At 70.8% G+C, this 13,952-nt stretch carries 11 protein-coding genes, 3 pseudogenes and 1 riboswitch; of the genes and pseudogenes, 3 read left to right on the top strand and 11 right to left on the bottom strand.

All coding sequences use genetic code 11. The features are described 5' to 3' along the window. Positions 1-9 precede the first annotated feature (9 nt). Positions 10-651: a class I SAM-dependent methyltransferase gene (locus ACIREE_RS26880; protein ID WP_404157184.1), complete on the top strand. Its 642-nt coding sequence runs from the start codon at positions 10-12 to the stop codon at positions 649-651. Between the two features lie 62 nt (positions 652-713). On the opposite strand, the gene ACIREE_RS26875 is transcribed toward ACIREE_RS26880, so the two are convergent. Further along, a complete protein-coding gene (locus ACIREE_RS26875) occupies positions 714-1,256 on the bottom strand; it encodes a MarR family winged helix-turn-helix transcriptional regulator (RefSeq protein ID WP_404157181.1) in 543 nt (180 codons plus the stop codon). 262 nt (positions 1,257-1,518) lie between these two features. Here ACIREE_RS26875 and ACIREE_RS26870 point away from each other — a divergent pair, with 262 nt between their 5' ends. Continuing rightward, positions 1,519-3,021, top strand: coding sequence for an MFS transporter (locus ACIREE_RS26870; RefSeq protein ID WP_404157178.1), 1,503 nt, complete (start codon positions 1,519-1,521; stop codon positions 3,019-3,021). Positions 3,022-3,088: 67 nt separating this feature from the next. On the opposite strand, the gene ACIREE_RS26865 is transcribed toward ACIREE_RS26870, so the two are convergent. The 9 genes and pseudogenes from ACIREE_RS26865 to ACIREE_RS26825 all read right to left on the bottom strand — a co-directional run bounded on the left by ACIREE_RS26865 (position 3,089) and on the right by ACIREE_RS26825 (position 11,703). After that, on the bottom strand, positions 3,089-4,201 hold the full coding sequence (locus tag ACIREE_RS26865; RefSeq protein WP_404157175.1) for a B12-binding domain-containing protein: 1,113 nt from the start codon (positions 4,199-4,201) through the stop codon (positions 3,089-3,091). Positions 4,202-4,228: 27 nt separating this feature from the next. Next, the gene (locus ACIREE_RS26860) at positions 4,229-5,854 is read right to left on the bottom strand and encodes a PP2C family protein-serine/threonine phosphatase (protein ID WP_404157173.1); all 1,626 of its coding nucleotides are present in this window, start codon (positions 5,852-5,854) and stop codon (positions 4,229-4,231) included. A 163-nt stretch (positions 5,855-6,017) separates the two neighbouring features. Beyond that, a pseudogene (locus tag ACIREE_RS26855) lies at positions 6,018-6,374 on the bottom strand (peptidase C39 family protein); the annotation flags it as partial. A gap of 86 nt (positions 6,375-6,460) precedes the next feature. Further along, positions 6,461-6,667: pseudogene (locus ACIREE_RS26850) on the bottom strand (AraC family transcriptional regulator); the annotation flags it as partial. Positions 6,668-6,713: 46 nt separating this feature from the next. Beyond that, entirely contained in the window at positions 6,714-8,366 is a 1,653-nt protein-coding gene (locus ACIREE_RS26845; RefSeq protein ID WP_404157170.1) for an ABC transporter ATP-binding protein, read from the bottom strand. Beyond that, positions 8,363-8,668 (bottom strand): hypothetical protein, encoded by a 306-nt coding sequence (locus tag ACIREE_RS26840; protein WP_404157168.1) that lies wholly within the window; start codon positions 8,666-8,668, stop codon positions 8,363-8,365. The genes ACIREE_RS26845 and ACIREE_RS26840 overlap by 4 nt, the downstream gene beginning before the upstream one ends. A 95-nt stretch (positions 8,669-8,763) precedes the next feature. Then, positions 8,764-8,856, bottom strand: a pseudogene (locus ACIREE_RS26835) (ABC transporter permease); the annotation flags it as partial. 335 nt (positions 8,857-9,191) lie between these two features. After that, positions 9,192-10,139 carry an ABC transporter permease gene (locus ACIREE_RS26830; protein WP_404157165.1) on the bottom strand — a complete coding sequence of 316 codons (948 nt, stop codon included), beginning with the start codon at positions 10,137-10,139 and terminating at the stop codon, positions 9,192-9,194. A 1-nt stretch (position 10,140) separates the two neighbouring features. Next, on the bottom strand, positions 10,141-11,703 hold the full coding sequence (locus ACIREE_RS26825; RefSeq protein WP_404157162.1) for an ABC transporter substrate-binding protein: 1,563 nt from the start codon (positions 11,701-11,703) through the stop codon (positions 10,141-10,143). Between the two features lie 52 nt (positions 11,704-11,755). Next, positions 11,756-11,884, bottom strand: a riboswitch (cobalamin riboswitch). 225 nt (positions 11,885-12,109) lie between these two features. Here ACIREE_RS26825 and ACIREE_RS26820 point away from each other — a divergent pair. Then, complete coding sequence (locus ACIREE_RS26820; RefSeq protein WP_404157160.1) at positions 12,110-12,892, top strand: class I SAM-dependent methyltransferase; 783 nt, start codon at positions 12,110-12,112, stop codon at positions 12,890-12,892. A 141-nt stretch (positions 12,893-13,033) separates the two neighbouring features. Here the strand turns inward: ACIREE_RS26820 and ACIREE_RS26815 are convergent, their stop codons facing one another. Beyond that, entirely contained in the window at positions 13,034-13,885 is an 852-nt protein-coding gene (locus ACIREE_RS26815) for a LysR substrate-binding domain-containing protein (RefSeq protein ID WP_404157157.1), read from the bottom strand. Between the last annotated feature and the right edge of the window lie 67 nt (positions 13,886-13,952).

Below are 13,952 nucleotides of genomic sequence, written 5' to 3'. Positions count from 1 at the left end.
GCAACTGCCATGTCAGAACTCGACAGCCAGATTCCCTACTGGGATGCTGCCGCGGCCACGAAGACGTTCACCCACCCGCTGCACCTGCCATGGCTCGACGGGATCAGCAGGCACTCCGCGATCCTCGACTACGGATGTGGCTACGGCCGCACTTTGCAAGAGCTCGAACAGCAGCGCTTCGACAACCTCACGGGCGTCGACACCTCGCCCGCAATGATCGAGCGAGCGGGCCTCCTCCATCCCACCGTGCGCTTCGGCGTCTTGGACGCGCCACCGCTCTCTCCGTACCCGGATGCCGCCTTCGACGCGGTGGTGCTCTTCGCCCTGCTGACGTGCATCCCCGGCGAAGAAGCTCAGCGCGGAGTGATCGCGGAGCTCCACCGGGTCCTCGAGCCGGGCGGAATCTTGTACGTCAGCGACTTCTTGCTGCAGGACGACGAACGCAACCGCGTCCGTTACGACCGCTGCGCCAGCCACTACGACCATTACGGCGTCTTCGAAACGGACGACGGAGCGGTCTTCCGCCACCACCCCCGCTCGTGGTTCCCCTTCCTGCTCTCCGCGTTCGAAGAACTCGACACCCGGGACATCACGGTCACCACCATGAGTGGACATGAGTCGAGGGGAATTCAGATCCTCGCAAGACGGTGACTCGGTCCACCCGGACCCGGTCCATGGAGCGGGCCGGTCCGGCCCGACCGCCCCCGCCCCGTCTAGTCCTTCGGCCGCGGCGTCGCGCTGCCCGGCCGATCACCGGGGCAGACGGCGACGTCCTGCCCGGGTACGGCAGTCCGCGCGGGTGCGGAGCCCGTCGCGTGGGCGTCGTACAGGGTGCGCAGGGCCGCGGTCAGCTGCCCCGCGGTGTCCTCGTCGAGCGGCGCGAGGAACGCCGCCTCGGCCTCGACGCGGGCCCGGTCGGCCTCCCGCAGACAGGTGATGCCGGTTTCGGTGAGTGTCACCACGTTCCGGCGGCGGTCCCGGACGCTGCGGTGACGCTCGACGAGGCCCTTGCCCTCCAGCGCGTCGATGACGGAGACCATCGTGGTGCGGTCCATGCCGATCTCCGATGCCAGCTCGTTCTGGGACCGCTCGGCGCCGTCCGCCCCGATCACGGAGAGCACGCCCAGCTCCTTGGGATGCACGTCGTACGGGGCGAGAGCCGCGCCCAGCAGGTCGGCCAGGCGCAGATACGCGTGCTTCATCAGGTAACCGAGCCGTTGGGTGAGCAGGTCGGCCAGTCCGGCTTCGTCCGTCATGCCTGATAGCGTATCCTCAATCTGATAATCAGCACTGCTGACGATTTCTCGGACGCACGACTTTTCCGTACCAGCACACTCTGGGTACGAACCGGCACACTCTGGCCACACAGTCACCTCGCCGGGACACCGACGTCCCGGCCCGGCACTTATGCACCGATCTCTGTGCCTGTGGCCCCGTCCCGCCGCTGCACGGCGCCCGGCTCCGGCCCGCACCGCGCAGCGCACAGCACACACTCAGCAAGGAAGCGACGTCCTCGACATGAGCGACTCCATATCCACCGGCGCCACGCGCACGGCGCCGGGCTCCCACTCCCCCGACGCGGTGGAGGCACCCGACCCCCGGCGCTGGTGGGGCCTGGTCATCATCGCCCTGGCCCAGCTCATGGTGGTGCTCGACGCGACCATCGTGAACATCGCGCTACCGTCCGCCCAGACCGACCTCGGCATGTCGGACGGCAACCGCCAGTGGGTCATCACCGCCTACACCCTGGCCTTCGGCGGCCTGCTGCTGCTCGGCGGCCGCGTCGCCGACCTCGTCGGCCGTAAGCGCACCTTCATGATCGGCCTGGTCGGCTTCGCCCTCGCGTCCGCGGTCGGCGGCGCCGCGACCGGATCCGGCATGCTCTTCACCGCCCGCGCCGCGCAAGGCGTCTTCGGCGCGCTCCTCGCCCCGTCCGCGCTGTCCCTGATGACGACGACGTTCACCGACCCGCGCGAGCGCGGCAAGGCGTTCGGCATCTACGGCGCGCTGGCCGGCGCGGGCGGCGCCGTCGGTCTGCTGCTCGGCGGCATCCTCACCTCGTACCTGAACTGGCGCTGGTGCCTGTACGTGAACATCCCGATCGCGATCGTCGCGGTCATCGGCGCCAGGATCCTGCTGCACGACCGCCCCGGCCACAAGGACGTCCGACTCGACGTGCCCGGCGTGATTCTGGGCTGCGGCGGTCTGGTCGCCATCGTGTACGGCTTCTCCGAGGCCGAGCCGCGCGGCTGGAGCGACTCGCTCGTCGTCTCACTGCTGGTCGGCGGCGTGGTGGCGCTGGTGGCGTTCGTCCTGTGGCAGGGCCGGGCGAAGTCGCCGCTGCTGCCGCTGCACATCCTGCGCGACCGCAACCGCGCCGGCTGCTTCCTCACGATGGGCCTCGCCACGATCGGCATGTTCGGCCTGTTCCTGTTCATGACCTACTACTTGCAGGGCATCCTCGGGTACTCCCCGGTCAGGACGGGCCTCGCGTTCCTGCCGATGTCGGTCGCGATCATCATCGGTTCGACGCAGATCTCCGCCCGCCTGCTGCCCCGTGTCCAGGCCCGCGCCCTGATGGTGCCCGGCATGCTGCTCGCCGCGTGCGGTCTGCTGATCCTGACCCAGCTCGACGTCGACTCGTCGTACGCGACGCACATCCTGCCGGCCGAGCTCATCATGGGTCTCGGCATGGGTCTGACGTTCATGCCGGTCTTCTCCACGGCCACGCACGGTGTGCGCCCGCAGGACGCCGGCGTCACCTCGGCCATGGTGAACACCTCGCAGCAGGTCGGCGGTTCGCTGGGCACGGCGCTGCTGAACACCATCGCCACCTCGGCGACGTCGACGTACATCGCGAGCCACCTGACCGACCCGTCGAAGAAGGCGGAGGTCATCGCCTCGGGTGTGGTCCACGGCTACACCCACGCGATCGGCTACGCGGTCGTCGCCATGCTCCTCGCCGGCTGCGCGGCGGCTCTCCTGGTCAACGCCAAGCCGGTCCGCCACGGCGCGCACTGACACGGACACCGACCGCGCGAAGGGGCCCGCAGGATGTGTTCCTGCGGGCCCCTTCCGTGTCGCCGGGTCATCCCTTCGGAGGGACGAGGAGGCTTCGGGCGGCGGTGAGGATGCCGCTCGCTCGAGGGAAATCCTTCAGCTGATGCAGCAGCGAGTCCAGAGCAGGGAGCAGGCACCGCGGCGGTACGTCCCGGGCTGCCAGGATGTCCGCGGTCCACGTGACGAACCTGGTGAACAGGCCCCAGTCGTCGACGTAGAGGGCGGCGGCAAGGTAGTTGACGATGTGGTCGATGTCCTCGACGGTGCGCTCCCGCTGATACTCGCTGTACCGGCGCATCTCGGGAAAGCCCTCCTCGACGTCGGCAAGGGCCTGCTTGATCAATCGCAACCTGGTCCGGCGGACCATGGTGTATTCCTGGTCGCCCAGGTGCGGCAGGTCCAGATCGGGCAGGCGGGCGGCGTGCGCTCCGGGTCCCGTCAGGTCCTCCGCGAGCAGGGTGGCCGCGCCGGGCGCGTCCTTGGCCCACTCGGCCTGCATCAATCGCGCATAGCGACCCTGCGGACCGAACGCGGCTCCGCCGACAAGTACCGGAACGCCGGCACCCTGACACGAAGCGATCGCATTGTGGGCGCCGGGCAGGAGGGTCGGGATGGACGAGGACAGCAACACCGCCTGTGCACGCGTACGGTGCACGTGCGCGACCAGATGCTCGGTGGGGACCTGCGCCCCGAGATAGTCGACACGCCAGCCACGCAGCCGCAGCACCTCACTGACCAGACGCGCGGGCAGGGCATGCCATTCGCCGTCGACACACGCCACCAGGACCCTGCCCACGAACGTGCCGGACAGAGCGGGGGCGGTGGCGTCGGCAACCGTTGCGATGCACCGCTCGCTGATCGCCGTCACCGCGTGTTCCTGCGCCACTGTGATGTCGTTGGCCGCCCAGGCCAGACCCACCCGCTCCTGAGCCGGTGCGATCAGTTCGAGCAGGACCCGCTCCCCCGCGGCCCGCATGTCCTCGGCTGCCGAAGTGTGCACGGCAGGCACCTGCTCGGGTTCGGCCGCGCCGAGCGCGCGACGCACGACGGCGACGGCGCGGATCTCGTCGAACTCCTCGAGCGCTTGCCACAGTTGCTCACGCGGCTCGGCGAGGGAATCAGTGTTCTTGCCACCGTTCACACGGTTCACCTTCTCGGTTGGGCTCGTTCACAGATGTCGGACGGTTGTCGGGGGCGCGCCGATCGCCAGAACGGACATGTCGTCGTGCGGGCCGTCCCCCACCCACTGGGCGACCACCATCTGCACGCGTTCGGTGACCACCTCGGCCGGCATTCCGGCGCACTGGGCCAGCACGGTGCGCAGCCTGTCCTCGCTGAACATCACGTTGCCCAGCGGGCCGCCGCGCGCTTCGGTGATCCCGTCGGAATACAGCAGACAGGTCTCACCCGGCTGCAAGGCGACTTCGGCCGTCCTGAACTCGAGGTCGGCGAACGCGCCGATCAGGGTGCCGCCGGTCCGGGTCTCTTCGACATGGCCGGTGGCGCGCACGATGAGCGGAGCGGGATGGCCCGCACTTGAGATGCGTAGCCGTACCCGGGCGTCCTGGCGTACCGCGGTGGCCAGGACCAGCGTCACGAAGGGTGTCCGGTGCGAGGACAGCAGAGCGCGGTTGAGGAGGGTCAGCAGGCGGGTGTGGTCGGCGGCGAACGGTACGAGAGCCTGCAGTGCGTGGCGAGTCCTGCCTGCTGTGACCGCGGCTTCCAGCCCCTTGCCGCAGACGTCGCCCAGCACCGTGACGATCTCGGCTTCCGGTGTGTCAGGGGGGTACAGGTCGTAGAAGTCGCCGCCGATGCGATCGCCTGCCGCCGAGGCACGGTATCGGCCGGAGAAGCAGACGCCGTGCACCCGGTCAAGGGCGGGCGGCAGCAGGTCGCGTACCAGCACTTCGGTGAGGTGCGCCTGGCGGGCGTGACTGCGGGCCACGGACAGGGCGGCGCCGGCGCGTGCCGCGAAGAGCTGGGCGAAGGACTCCTCGTCGGGGGTGAACGTCGCTTCCTGGCGGTGGCGCAGCAGAATGAGGCAGCCGGCCGGAACGCCGTGCCCCGGCAACGGCACCACCGCCACCGAGCCGAGGTCGGCGGCGGCGTCCACGAAATCGTCGGGCATGGCCCAGGACGGCACCTGGCGGGGATCGATCCAGCGGGAGGACACCGCGGGAAGCCCCAGCAACGCCTCTGCCAGGCCCGGGAGTTGCTCGGGGTCCAAGGCGATCCGCTCCTGCACCACCGGACCACCGGCGGTGCAGAGTGTCACAGGGAAAGTGCGTCCGTCGCCCGTCCCGACGATGACCGCCGCGTCCGCCAAGTGCTGCGCCGCCCGGCGCGCCGTCACCGCCGTACAGCGCTCGACGTTCAGCGAGGCGAACAGTTCGGAAGAGAACTCCTGCAGCAGACCGGCTCTCGTCCGCTCGCGCGCCAACTCCTGCGCGGCGCTCGGCGCACCACTGTCATGGACCAACCACCAGGTCACCGCGTCCTGCACGCGCGGCCCGGCAAGCGCCTTCACGCGCTGCCCGCCGATCCGGCCGCCCGCCCACGCCGGCAGTTCCTCCTCCGCACCGCTGACACGCCGCAGGTGGGCCTCGATCAGCCATGCGGGCGCGACATCGGCCAGCGCGACGCCGACGCCGACCCGCGCCAACAGAACAACGGCCTGCTCGTTGTGGGACAGCACGACGCCGGCCGCGTCCACCGTCACCACCGGGTACGGGTCACAAGGCTGCGCTGCAGGTTCTACGCCACAAAAGCTGCTCTGCTCCGGCAAGGAGACCATCGATCCGGAACCCACTGGCGCGGGCCCCCACCACCCATCCCGTCCGCTTGAAGGCAGGTGACCATCACCTTACCGATGGCATATGACTGTCCTCTGCACTTTGCGATACCTCCGGCACACTCGTCCCGAGTACTGCATAATCCGCCCAGCAGACGTCAGTTCTTCAGGAGGACGCGTCGCGCTGCCGCGCGCTGCCGATGATCACGGCGCCGCGGAGGCGGTCCGAGGACAGGATCGACATCGTGTCGAGCGACGCATCGGGGACGGGCAGCAGATGGGCGTCGACCCAGGTGTCTCCCGTTGCCGCGTTGGCCCAGGGATCATCTGCCACGGCGCCGGGTACGGCGCCGTGGCAGAGCACCCAGTGCGGCACGTCGAAACCTTGCATGCCGGCGAGTGAGACCAGGAGCAGCACGTGCTCCCGTCGGCCGATCGCACTCCGGATCGCGGTCAGGGAGAGGCGGCCCGGGTCGATCGGGGCACCGATCCGTCCGGCGTCCGTACGCGACGTGCGCTGGAGCCCGGTCGGGCATGAATCCGCCGCGCCAGGACGAGACGGCGATCAGCGCGAACGTGGCGAGCCCCGTGGCGACCGCAACCGCGATGAGCAGCGGTCGTCCGGCGGTCCGCCACCCGTGACGTCAGCGTTCCCCCGCGGACCCAGATCAGTTCGTGCCGGGTATGTGAGTGCGGCACCCACTCGGTGGGGACCGTGGGGATCTGCAGCCCGGCGAAGATGGCGAAGGGGGCTACCGCCTGCTCCGGGAACGCCCCGACCCGGAGCACCACGGTGCGGGCCTCATGCCGCCACATCCCGGGGCCGGCGTCGCCGCGGGACGATCTGATCATGCGGATGAGTCTACTGAGGGCCCCAGGTCATGAGCGCCGTACGTTCATGGCCCTCGGCCACGGCGCCGCCGGCCCAAGCCGGGGGCAGCACTTCGTCGAGAGGCCCGCGCCGCACACAGCGACCGGCTTCGAACATCACGACCTCCTCGGTCAGCAGGCGCACCGCAGGCAGGTCGTGGCTGATGAACAGCAATGCCGTCCGCGCAGGGGCGAGCAGGCGGGGCAGGGCTTCGAGCACCCGTTCACGGGAGACAGTGTCCAGCGCCGATGTCACCTCGTCGCACACGAGGAGAGCCGGGTGTGCCGTCAGCGCACGGACCAACGCACACCGTTGCAACTGCCCGCCGGAGAGCCGGCCGGGGTTTCGGTGCAGCAGTTCCTCGTCGAGACCCAGTGCTGTGGCTGCCTCGATGGCTTCGTCGGTAGCCGTGGTCTCGCGCAGGCCGCGCAACAGCCGGGCCGTATCGGAGAGTTGGCCGAGGATCGAGCGGTGCGCCTCGAAGGTGTCGGCGCTGCTCTGATGCACGTATTGGACAACGCGGCGCTGTGCGGCCGAGCGACGGTCGACGCGGCCGGGGAGCAGGAGGCCGCCGTGCCGGACCGTGCCCAGGGTCGGTGTCGTCAGCCCTGCCAGGACCCGGGCGAACGTCGTCTTGCCCGAGCCGGACGGACCGATCAGCGAGGTCCGGCTGCCGGGTGGGAAGGCCATCGATACCGGCCCGGCCAAGAGGTCGGCGGACCGGCGGCGCACGACGATCGCCTCGGCGCACACTCCGGCGCTGCTCCGCGCGGCCGGAGTCTCGGCACGCGGTCCCGTCACTCGGCCCACACCGATGCGCCGCTCCGCCGCGAGGAGCCCCTCGGTCGCCCGGTGACGAGCAACGGCAGGAGCCGTGCCGGATGGCGACGCAGCGTCCGCGTCAGGGGCGATGGCGCCCAGTACGTCCGCCACGGGGCCGGCGTCGACGGCCCGACCGCGCTCCAGGACGATGACGTGGTCGGCCGTCGCGCGCACCATCGGCAGGTCGTGGCTGAGCAGCAGTACCCCCGCCCCGTCGTCCGCGAGTTCGCGCACCGTGCGCGCCAGAGCGTGCGCGAGCGCCGGGTCGAGGCCGCTCGTCGGCTCGTCCAGGACCAGCAGGCGCGCGCCTGTCACCAGCGCGGAGGCGAGTGCCAGACGCTGTTGCTGTCCGCCGGAGAGCTGGTGCGGGAAGCGGCGGCGTACGGTTTCCCACTCCAGGCCGCACCGTGCCAGCGCCTGGCTTGCCGCGGCTTTGCGCGCGTCGCGTCCGGCATGTGCGAGAGCGGCCAGCTCGGTGAGCGCGTTGCCGGTGCGGCGGACCGGGTCCAGGACGCTCTCCGGGTGTTGGGGCAGGTGGGCGGTGTGTCCCGCCCGCGCGGCACGCCGTTGCGCGGGCGGCAGGGACATGAGGTCCGTGCCCGACAGCAGGACGTGTCCCGCCAGCTCCACGCCGCTGCGCGAAGCACCGAGCGCCGCGAGTCCGAGCGTGGTCTTGCCGCTGCCCGACGGCCCGACGACGGCCACCACAGCTCCCGCCGGAACGGTCAGCGCGACCTGGTCCAGCAGGGGACGCGGTGCTCCGTCCGCGTAGGCGGAGATCTCCGGGATCTCCAGCAACGGTTCGGGGGTGTGCGCAGTCACCGGAGTCTCCTCCTGCGGGCAAGGGTGCGGTCCACGAGCAGATTGCTGCCTACGCACAGCGCCGTCAGCAGACCGGCGGGCACCAGCACCGCGGCGGGCTGGGTGAACAACGCGTCGCTGTTGCGCTCGATGAGCACCGCCCAGTCCGGTGAGGACGCGGGCAGCCCCAGGCCGAGGAAGTTCGCGGACGCCAGGAGGTACAGCACGACGGCGAACCGGCCGGCCGCGTCGGTGGCCACCGGCGCCGCCAACTCCCGCGCCAGGTACCGCAGATGGATATGGGCCCAGCCGTGCCCCTGCATCCGCAGTGCCTCGACGACCGTGCGGGAGCCGGTCCGAGGGCGGCTCCGCGGACCAGGCGGGCCACGGCCGGCACCTGGAGCAACCCGGCGACGGTCACCAGCCAGTACCCGTCACGGTGGCCCGTCGCGGCCAGGGCCATCAGCACCAGCAGACCGGGGAAGGCGAGGAGCAGATCCAGGGCGCGCATCACCGTCTCGTCGATCCTGCGGCTGGGCCCGGCGGCCAGCAGACCCAGCGGCACTCCCGCGACCAGGCCGATCAGGAGCGCGCCCAGAGCGCTTCCCAGTACCGATGCGCCTCCGTGCAGGACGAGCGACAGCACGTCGCGTCCCAGGACGTCGGTACCGAGCGCATGCCCCGCGCCGGGCGGCTGCGAAGGCAGCGCGTCCTCCTGCGGGGATGTGTCTCCCGCCAGAAACGGTCCGATCAGCGCCGTCGACACCGGCACCGCGAGGAGGACCAGAGCGATCCACGGACGGCGCGCGCGATCCGTGCGCGTGTCGGCGGTCTCGGTCGGCAGGGTCACGCGGTGACCTCCCGTCGCGGTGCGAGTCGATGGGCGACCACGTCACCGACGAGGTTCACCACGACCGCGGTGCCGGCGAACAACAGGGCGTACGTCTGCACTTGCGGGAGATCTCGGTTCTGCACCGCTTCGACGAAGCCGTTGCCGAGGCCGCGGAATCCGAAGACCGCTTCGACCACCACGGCGCCGCCCAGCAGCCCTTCCACGCAGCGGGCGTACTGCTGGGCGGCGGGGCCCAGCGCGTTGGGCAGTACGTGGCGGAGCACCACCGTGCGTTCCCGTACGCCCAGCAGTCGCAGGTGTTCGGCCACGGGGCCATGGCGCTCCCCCGCCACTCCCGCGCGGACCTGCCGTGCCAGATCGCACAGGTGCCGGGCCGTCAGGACGACCACGGGAAGCACCAGGACGGACGGCAGGTCGAGCAGCGCGGTGGTGTCCATGCCGACGGCGGTGGCGGGCAGCAGTCCGGCCGCCAGCGAGACCGAGGCGACCAGCAGCAGCGCGAGCACGAATTCGGGGACGGCGTGCAGCAGGACCGTGGCGGTGTTCAGGGCCCGGTCGAGGCGGCTGCCTTCCCGCAGCCCCGACACGGTTCCCAGCAGCGGTGCCAGCACGGTGACGAGGATCAGCGCCGGCCCGCCGAGGAGCAGCGTCACCCCGATACGGCGGCCGATGTCGTCGCCGACCGGCAGCCCGGTCGTCAGCGAGTGTCCCAGGTCGCCGGTGAAGAGGTGGCCGAGCCAGTGCCCGAAGCGGGTCCAGGCCGGTTCGTCGAGGCCCAACTGGTGCCGCAGCGCCGTCACTTGTTCGGGGGTGCCGAGTTCACCGCGCAATACGTCAGCCGTGTCTCCGGGCAGGAGGGCTCCGACGGCGAACACGGCGACCAGCACCACCAGGCACTGCAGGAGTGCCAGCAAGGAGCGCCGCAGCACGTAGGCGCGCACGTCAGGTGAGGCGGACCCGGTCGAAGCGGGCCCAGTCGTGCGAGTTGGGCGGCGCCGCGCGCAGACCGGTGACCGACCGGCGGATGGCGTCGTTCGCGTCCGAGAACGCCCACACCAGAAGTCCCGACTCGGCGCGAGCGATCTTCTGGGCGCGGGCCAGCAGGCTGAGCCGGTCCTTCTCCTCACGGGTGGTACGGGCCCGGTCGAGCAGCGCGTCGAACTTCTTCGAGGCGTACTGGGTCTGGTTGCGGGCCGCCCCTCCCCGGACCCGCTGCTGCAGGAAGTCGGAGACGGGCAGGGTGGAGGTGGTGTTGAAGGCGGCGACGCCCTTGGTCTTGATCTCGCTGAAGTACGTGCTGGACGCGCGGGTGTTGGCGGTCAGCTTCAGCCCGATCTCCCGCAGGTGCCGCGTCATCAGGTCGGCCGCGGGTTCCCATGCCGCGTCGACCGAACTGGTCTCCACGGTGATGTGCAGCCCTTCCGCGCCGGCTTCCTTCACCAGTTTCCGCGCCGCGGCGACGTCCCGTGTGCGGGGCTCGAGGTCTTCGGGGTAGCCGCGCAGGCCCATGCCGAAGAGGTCGTTGCCCGTCTCGCCATGTCCGGCCAGCGCGATACGGACCAGCGCCTCCCGGTCGATCCCCAGCCGCACGGCCCGTATCAGCCGTGGATCGTCGAACGGCGCACGGCCGGTGCGCAACAGGAGCTGCTGGGCAGTGGCGCGCTCGGCGGTCAGCAGCCGCGTCGAGCCGTCCTTCTTCAGCCGTTCCACGAAGGCACCGGCCATGTCGGCCGCGTAGTGCACCTGCCCGGACAGCAGGGCGTTGAGCCGCGCCGACTCCTCGTTCGCGGGGACGATCTCCAGCTCGGCGATGTGCGGGGCGCCGTCCCAGTGGTCCGCCCAGCGCCGGTAGCGGGCGGTTCCACCGGGCGTGAACGATACGTAGGTGAAGGGTCCGGAGCCGACGGGCTTACGGAAGTCCGTCGTCCCGGCCGGGATGATCTCCGTTCCGGGGCCGGCGAACACGGTGGGGAACTCGAAGTTCGGCGCTTTGAGGACGAGGACGACCGACCGATCGCCGTCAGCCGTGCTCGCGGTGAAGTCGATCGCGGAGAGCAGCATCTGCGAGGGCGAGCCGACAGCGGGGTCGGCGGCGCGCCGGTAACTGTAGAGAACGTCCTTGGCGGTGACCGGCTTCCCGTCATGGAACCGGGCCGCGCGCAGTCGTACGCGCCACCGGGTACCGGAAGCGTCGCTCTCCCAGGACTCCGCGAGCCGCCCCCGCACCGACATGTCGTCGGCGTATGTGCCGAGCGTGTCGTAGAGGGCCTTGGCGCGGGCCTGGTCGACGAAGTTCGGGGCGACGTGCGGGTCCAGGGTCTCCTGGGAACCGCCCGAGGTGAACGCGGCGCGGAACCGGTCGCCCCCTCCCCCGTCCTTCGCGTCGCCGCCGCAGCCGGTGAGCAGGCCGGACGCGGCGAGCGCCAGGGCTCCGCCGGCGGCCAGCACGCCTCGTCTGCCGAGTTCCGGCCGCCTCTCCGGTTCCGTCCGGGCACGCGTCGTCACAGTCGATCCTCTCCGGGGTGTCCTCGCCCCTGACGTCAGACCGGCGACGGGTCAGTCTCCTGGCTTCCGGATCGTCGCTCGCCTCCGCCTTCCCGTCCGCGACAGCGGACAGTGGCGTGCAGGAGATTCGCTCCCCGGTCACAGTGGCGGGACCGCGCCGGAATCGCACCGGCTTCCTGGTCCCCATCGCCTTGTGTGCTCATTGTGGCGTACGAGGCTCCGGCCGCCGGAACCCGGTCGTCCCGGTCACCGTTCGCCCCGGGATCAGGCCTCCTGCGCGACTCTCGCGGCTCGGCACACCATGTCGATCAGTACGGTGGGGAACACACCCCCCGAGCAGTACGCATCGAGCGACCGGCAGTGGCCCGCCCCGCCCCGGAGTCCCGCGAGAGGAAGCACCACCCGCATGACAGCGAAGCACGTGTCCAACTGGCAGAGCTGGCAATCCAGTTGGGACCGCCAGCAGGAGTGGTACATGCCCGACCGGGAGGAACGTTTCCGGGTCATGGTCGACACGGTCGAGGCCCTGGCGGGCCGGACACCGCGCGTCCTCGACCTGGCCTGCGGCACCGGCAGCATCTCCGACCGGCTCCTGCGACGCCTCCCCGACGCCGACGTCACCTGCGTGGACATCGATCCGCTCCTGCTGACCATCGCCCGCGGCCACTTCGCCGGGGACGGGCGCGTCTCCTTCGTCGAGGCCGACCTGACCGACGCCGCGTGGACCGCACGCCTCCCGCACACGTCGTACGACGCCGTGGTCACCGCCACCGCTCTGCACTGGCTCGACACCGAACCGCTCGACCGGCTGTACGCCACCCTGGCCGGCCTGCTGCGCGAAGGCGGCGTCTTCCTGAACGCCGACCACATGAAGGACGAGTCCGCGCCCCGCATCAACGCCGCCCTCCAGGCTCTGCACACCGACCGACAGACTCACCAGCGCGGACAGGGATCCCTTGACTGGGCCGGCTGGTGGGGCGAGGCGGCCCGCGATCCGCACCTCGCCGAGGCGGCAGCCGAACGCTTCGCGCTGCTGGGCGATCCTCGAAAGCCCCGCACCGACCCACCGCGACGCGATCGCCCGACCGCGACCCGGTGGCACATCGAGACGCTGCTGCGCCAAGGGTTCAGCGAGGCGCGTCAAGTGTGGTGCTCGACAAGCGATGCGCTGGTGGCCGCACTGCGCTGACCCGCAACGGTAGGCGGAGTCGAAGCACTCACCAACGCTGCGCGCGATTCGGCCGGGACGCGTTCGATCCCTCGACTGGCGGGCCTTCAGCTCGCACCTCGACGGCAGCTCTCCCGAGCTGAGCGTCACCGCCGATGTTGCTCAGTGCCGGTACGCGGCGGTCGCCGTCTCGACGAAGGACCGGATCAACGGGTTCGTGTCACCTTCGTTCCACACGGCCACCACGCGGCTCGGCGCCATGCCGCTCAGCGGTACCAGGGCGAACTCAGCGGGCAGTTCGTGCCCGAGCGGGGCCAGGCCGACCGTGCCGTTCCACAGCACGGCCTGCAGACATTCCTGGACGGCACGCACCACTGGCCCCTCGCGCGGCCTGCCACCGTTCCAGTACGACTGCCAGACGGGGTCGGTGCCCTGCGGGAACTGGAACCAGCGGCGGTCGCTCAGCTCGGCCGGCCGCACCTGGTCGCGGCGGGCCAGCGGATCGTCGGCGCGCAGGACCACGCCGACGGGGTCGGATCGCAGTGCACGCACCGTCAGGGCGGTTTCGTCGAACGGCGCCCGGGTCAGGGCGACATCGACCAGTCGGGCCCGCAGCCCGCAGGTCGGATCGGTCAGGTCGGTGTCTCGGATCCGGATGTCGATGCCGGGGTGGCTTCGTCGGTAGGCGGCGGCCAGCCTGGACACCGCCGGGTCGGTGGCGTCGCCCAGCAGGCCGACGGTGATGGTCGAGGCGCCGGCCGCCGCGCTCACCCGTATCCGGACGCGGTCGGCATGGTCGAGCAGAGCCCGCGCCTCGTCGAGCAGCACCGTGCCCACCGCGGTGAGCGTGACGCCGGTGGGCGAGCGGGCGAAGAGCAGGGCTCCGGCATCGGCCTCCAGCTGCTTGATCGCGCGGCTCAGCGGCGGCTGACTCATGTGCAGTCGGTTGGCGGCCCGGCCGAAGTGGAGTTCCTCGGCGACCGCCACGAAGTAGCGCAAGGTGCGTAGCTCCACGCTGCAACGATACCCACGAGGTATCGGCGTTGCGGAACAGGTCTTGGACACGCATGTGGTCCCGGCG

Source organism: Streptomyces sp. NPDC102467, assembly GCF_044765445.1.
Classification (GTDB): Bacteria; Actinomycetota; Actinomycetes; order Streptomycetales; family Streptomycetaceae; genus Streptomyces.
The sequence above is the reverse complement of the archived record's forward strand: the minus strand, read 5'-3'. Positions and strand labels throughout refer to the sequence as shown.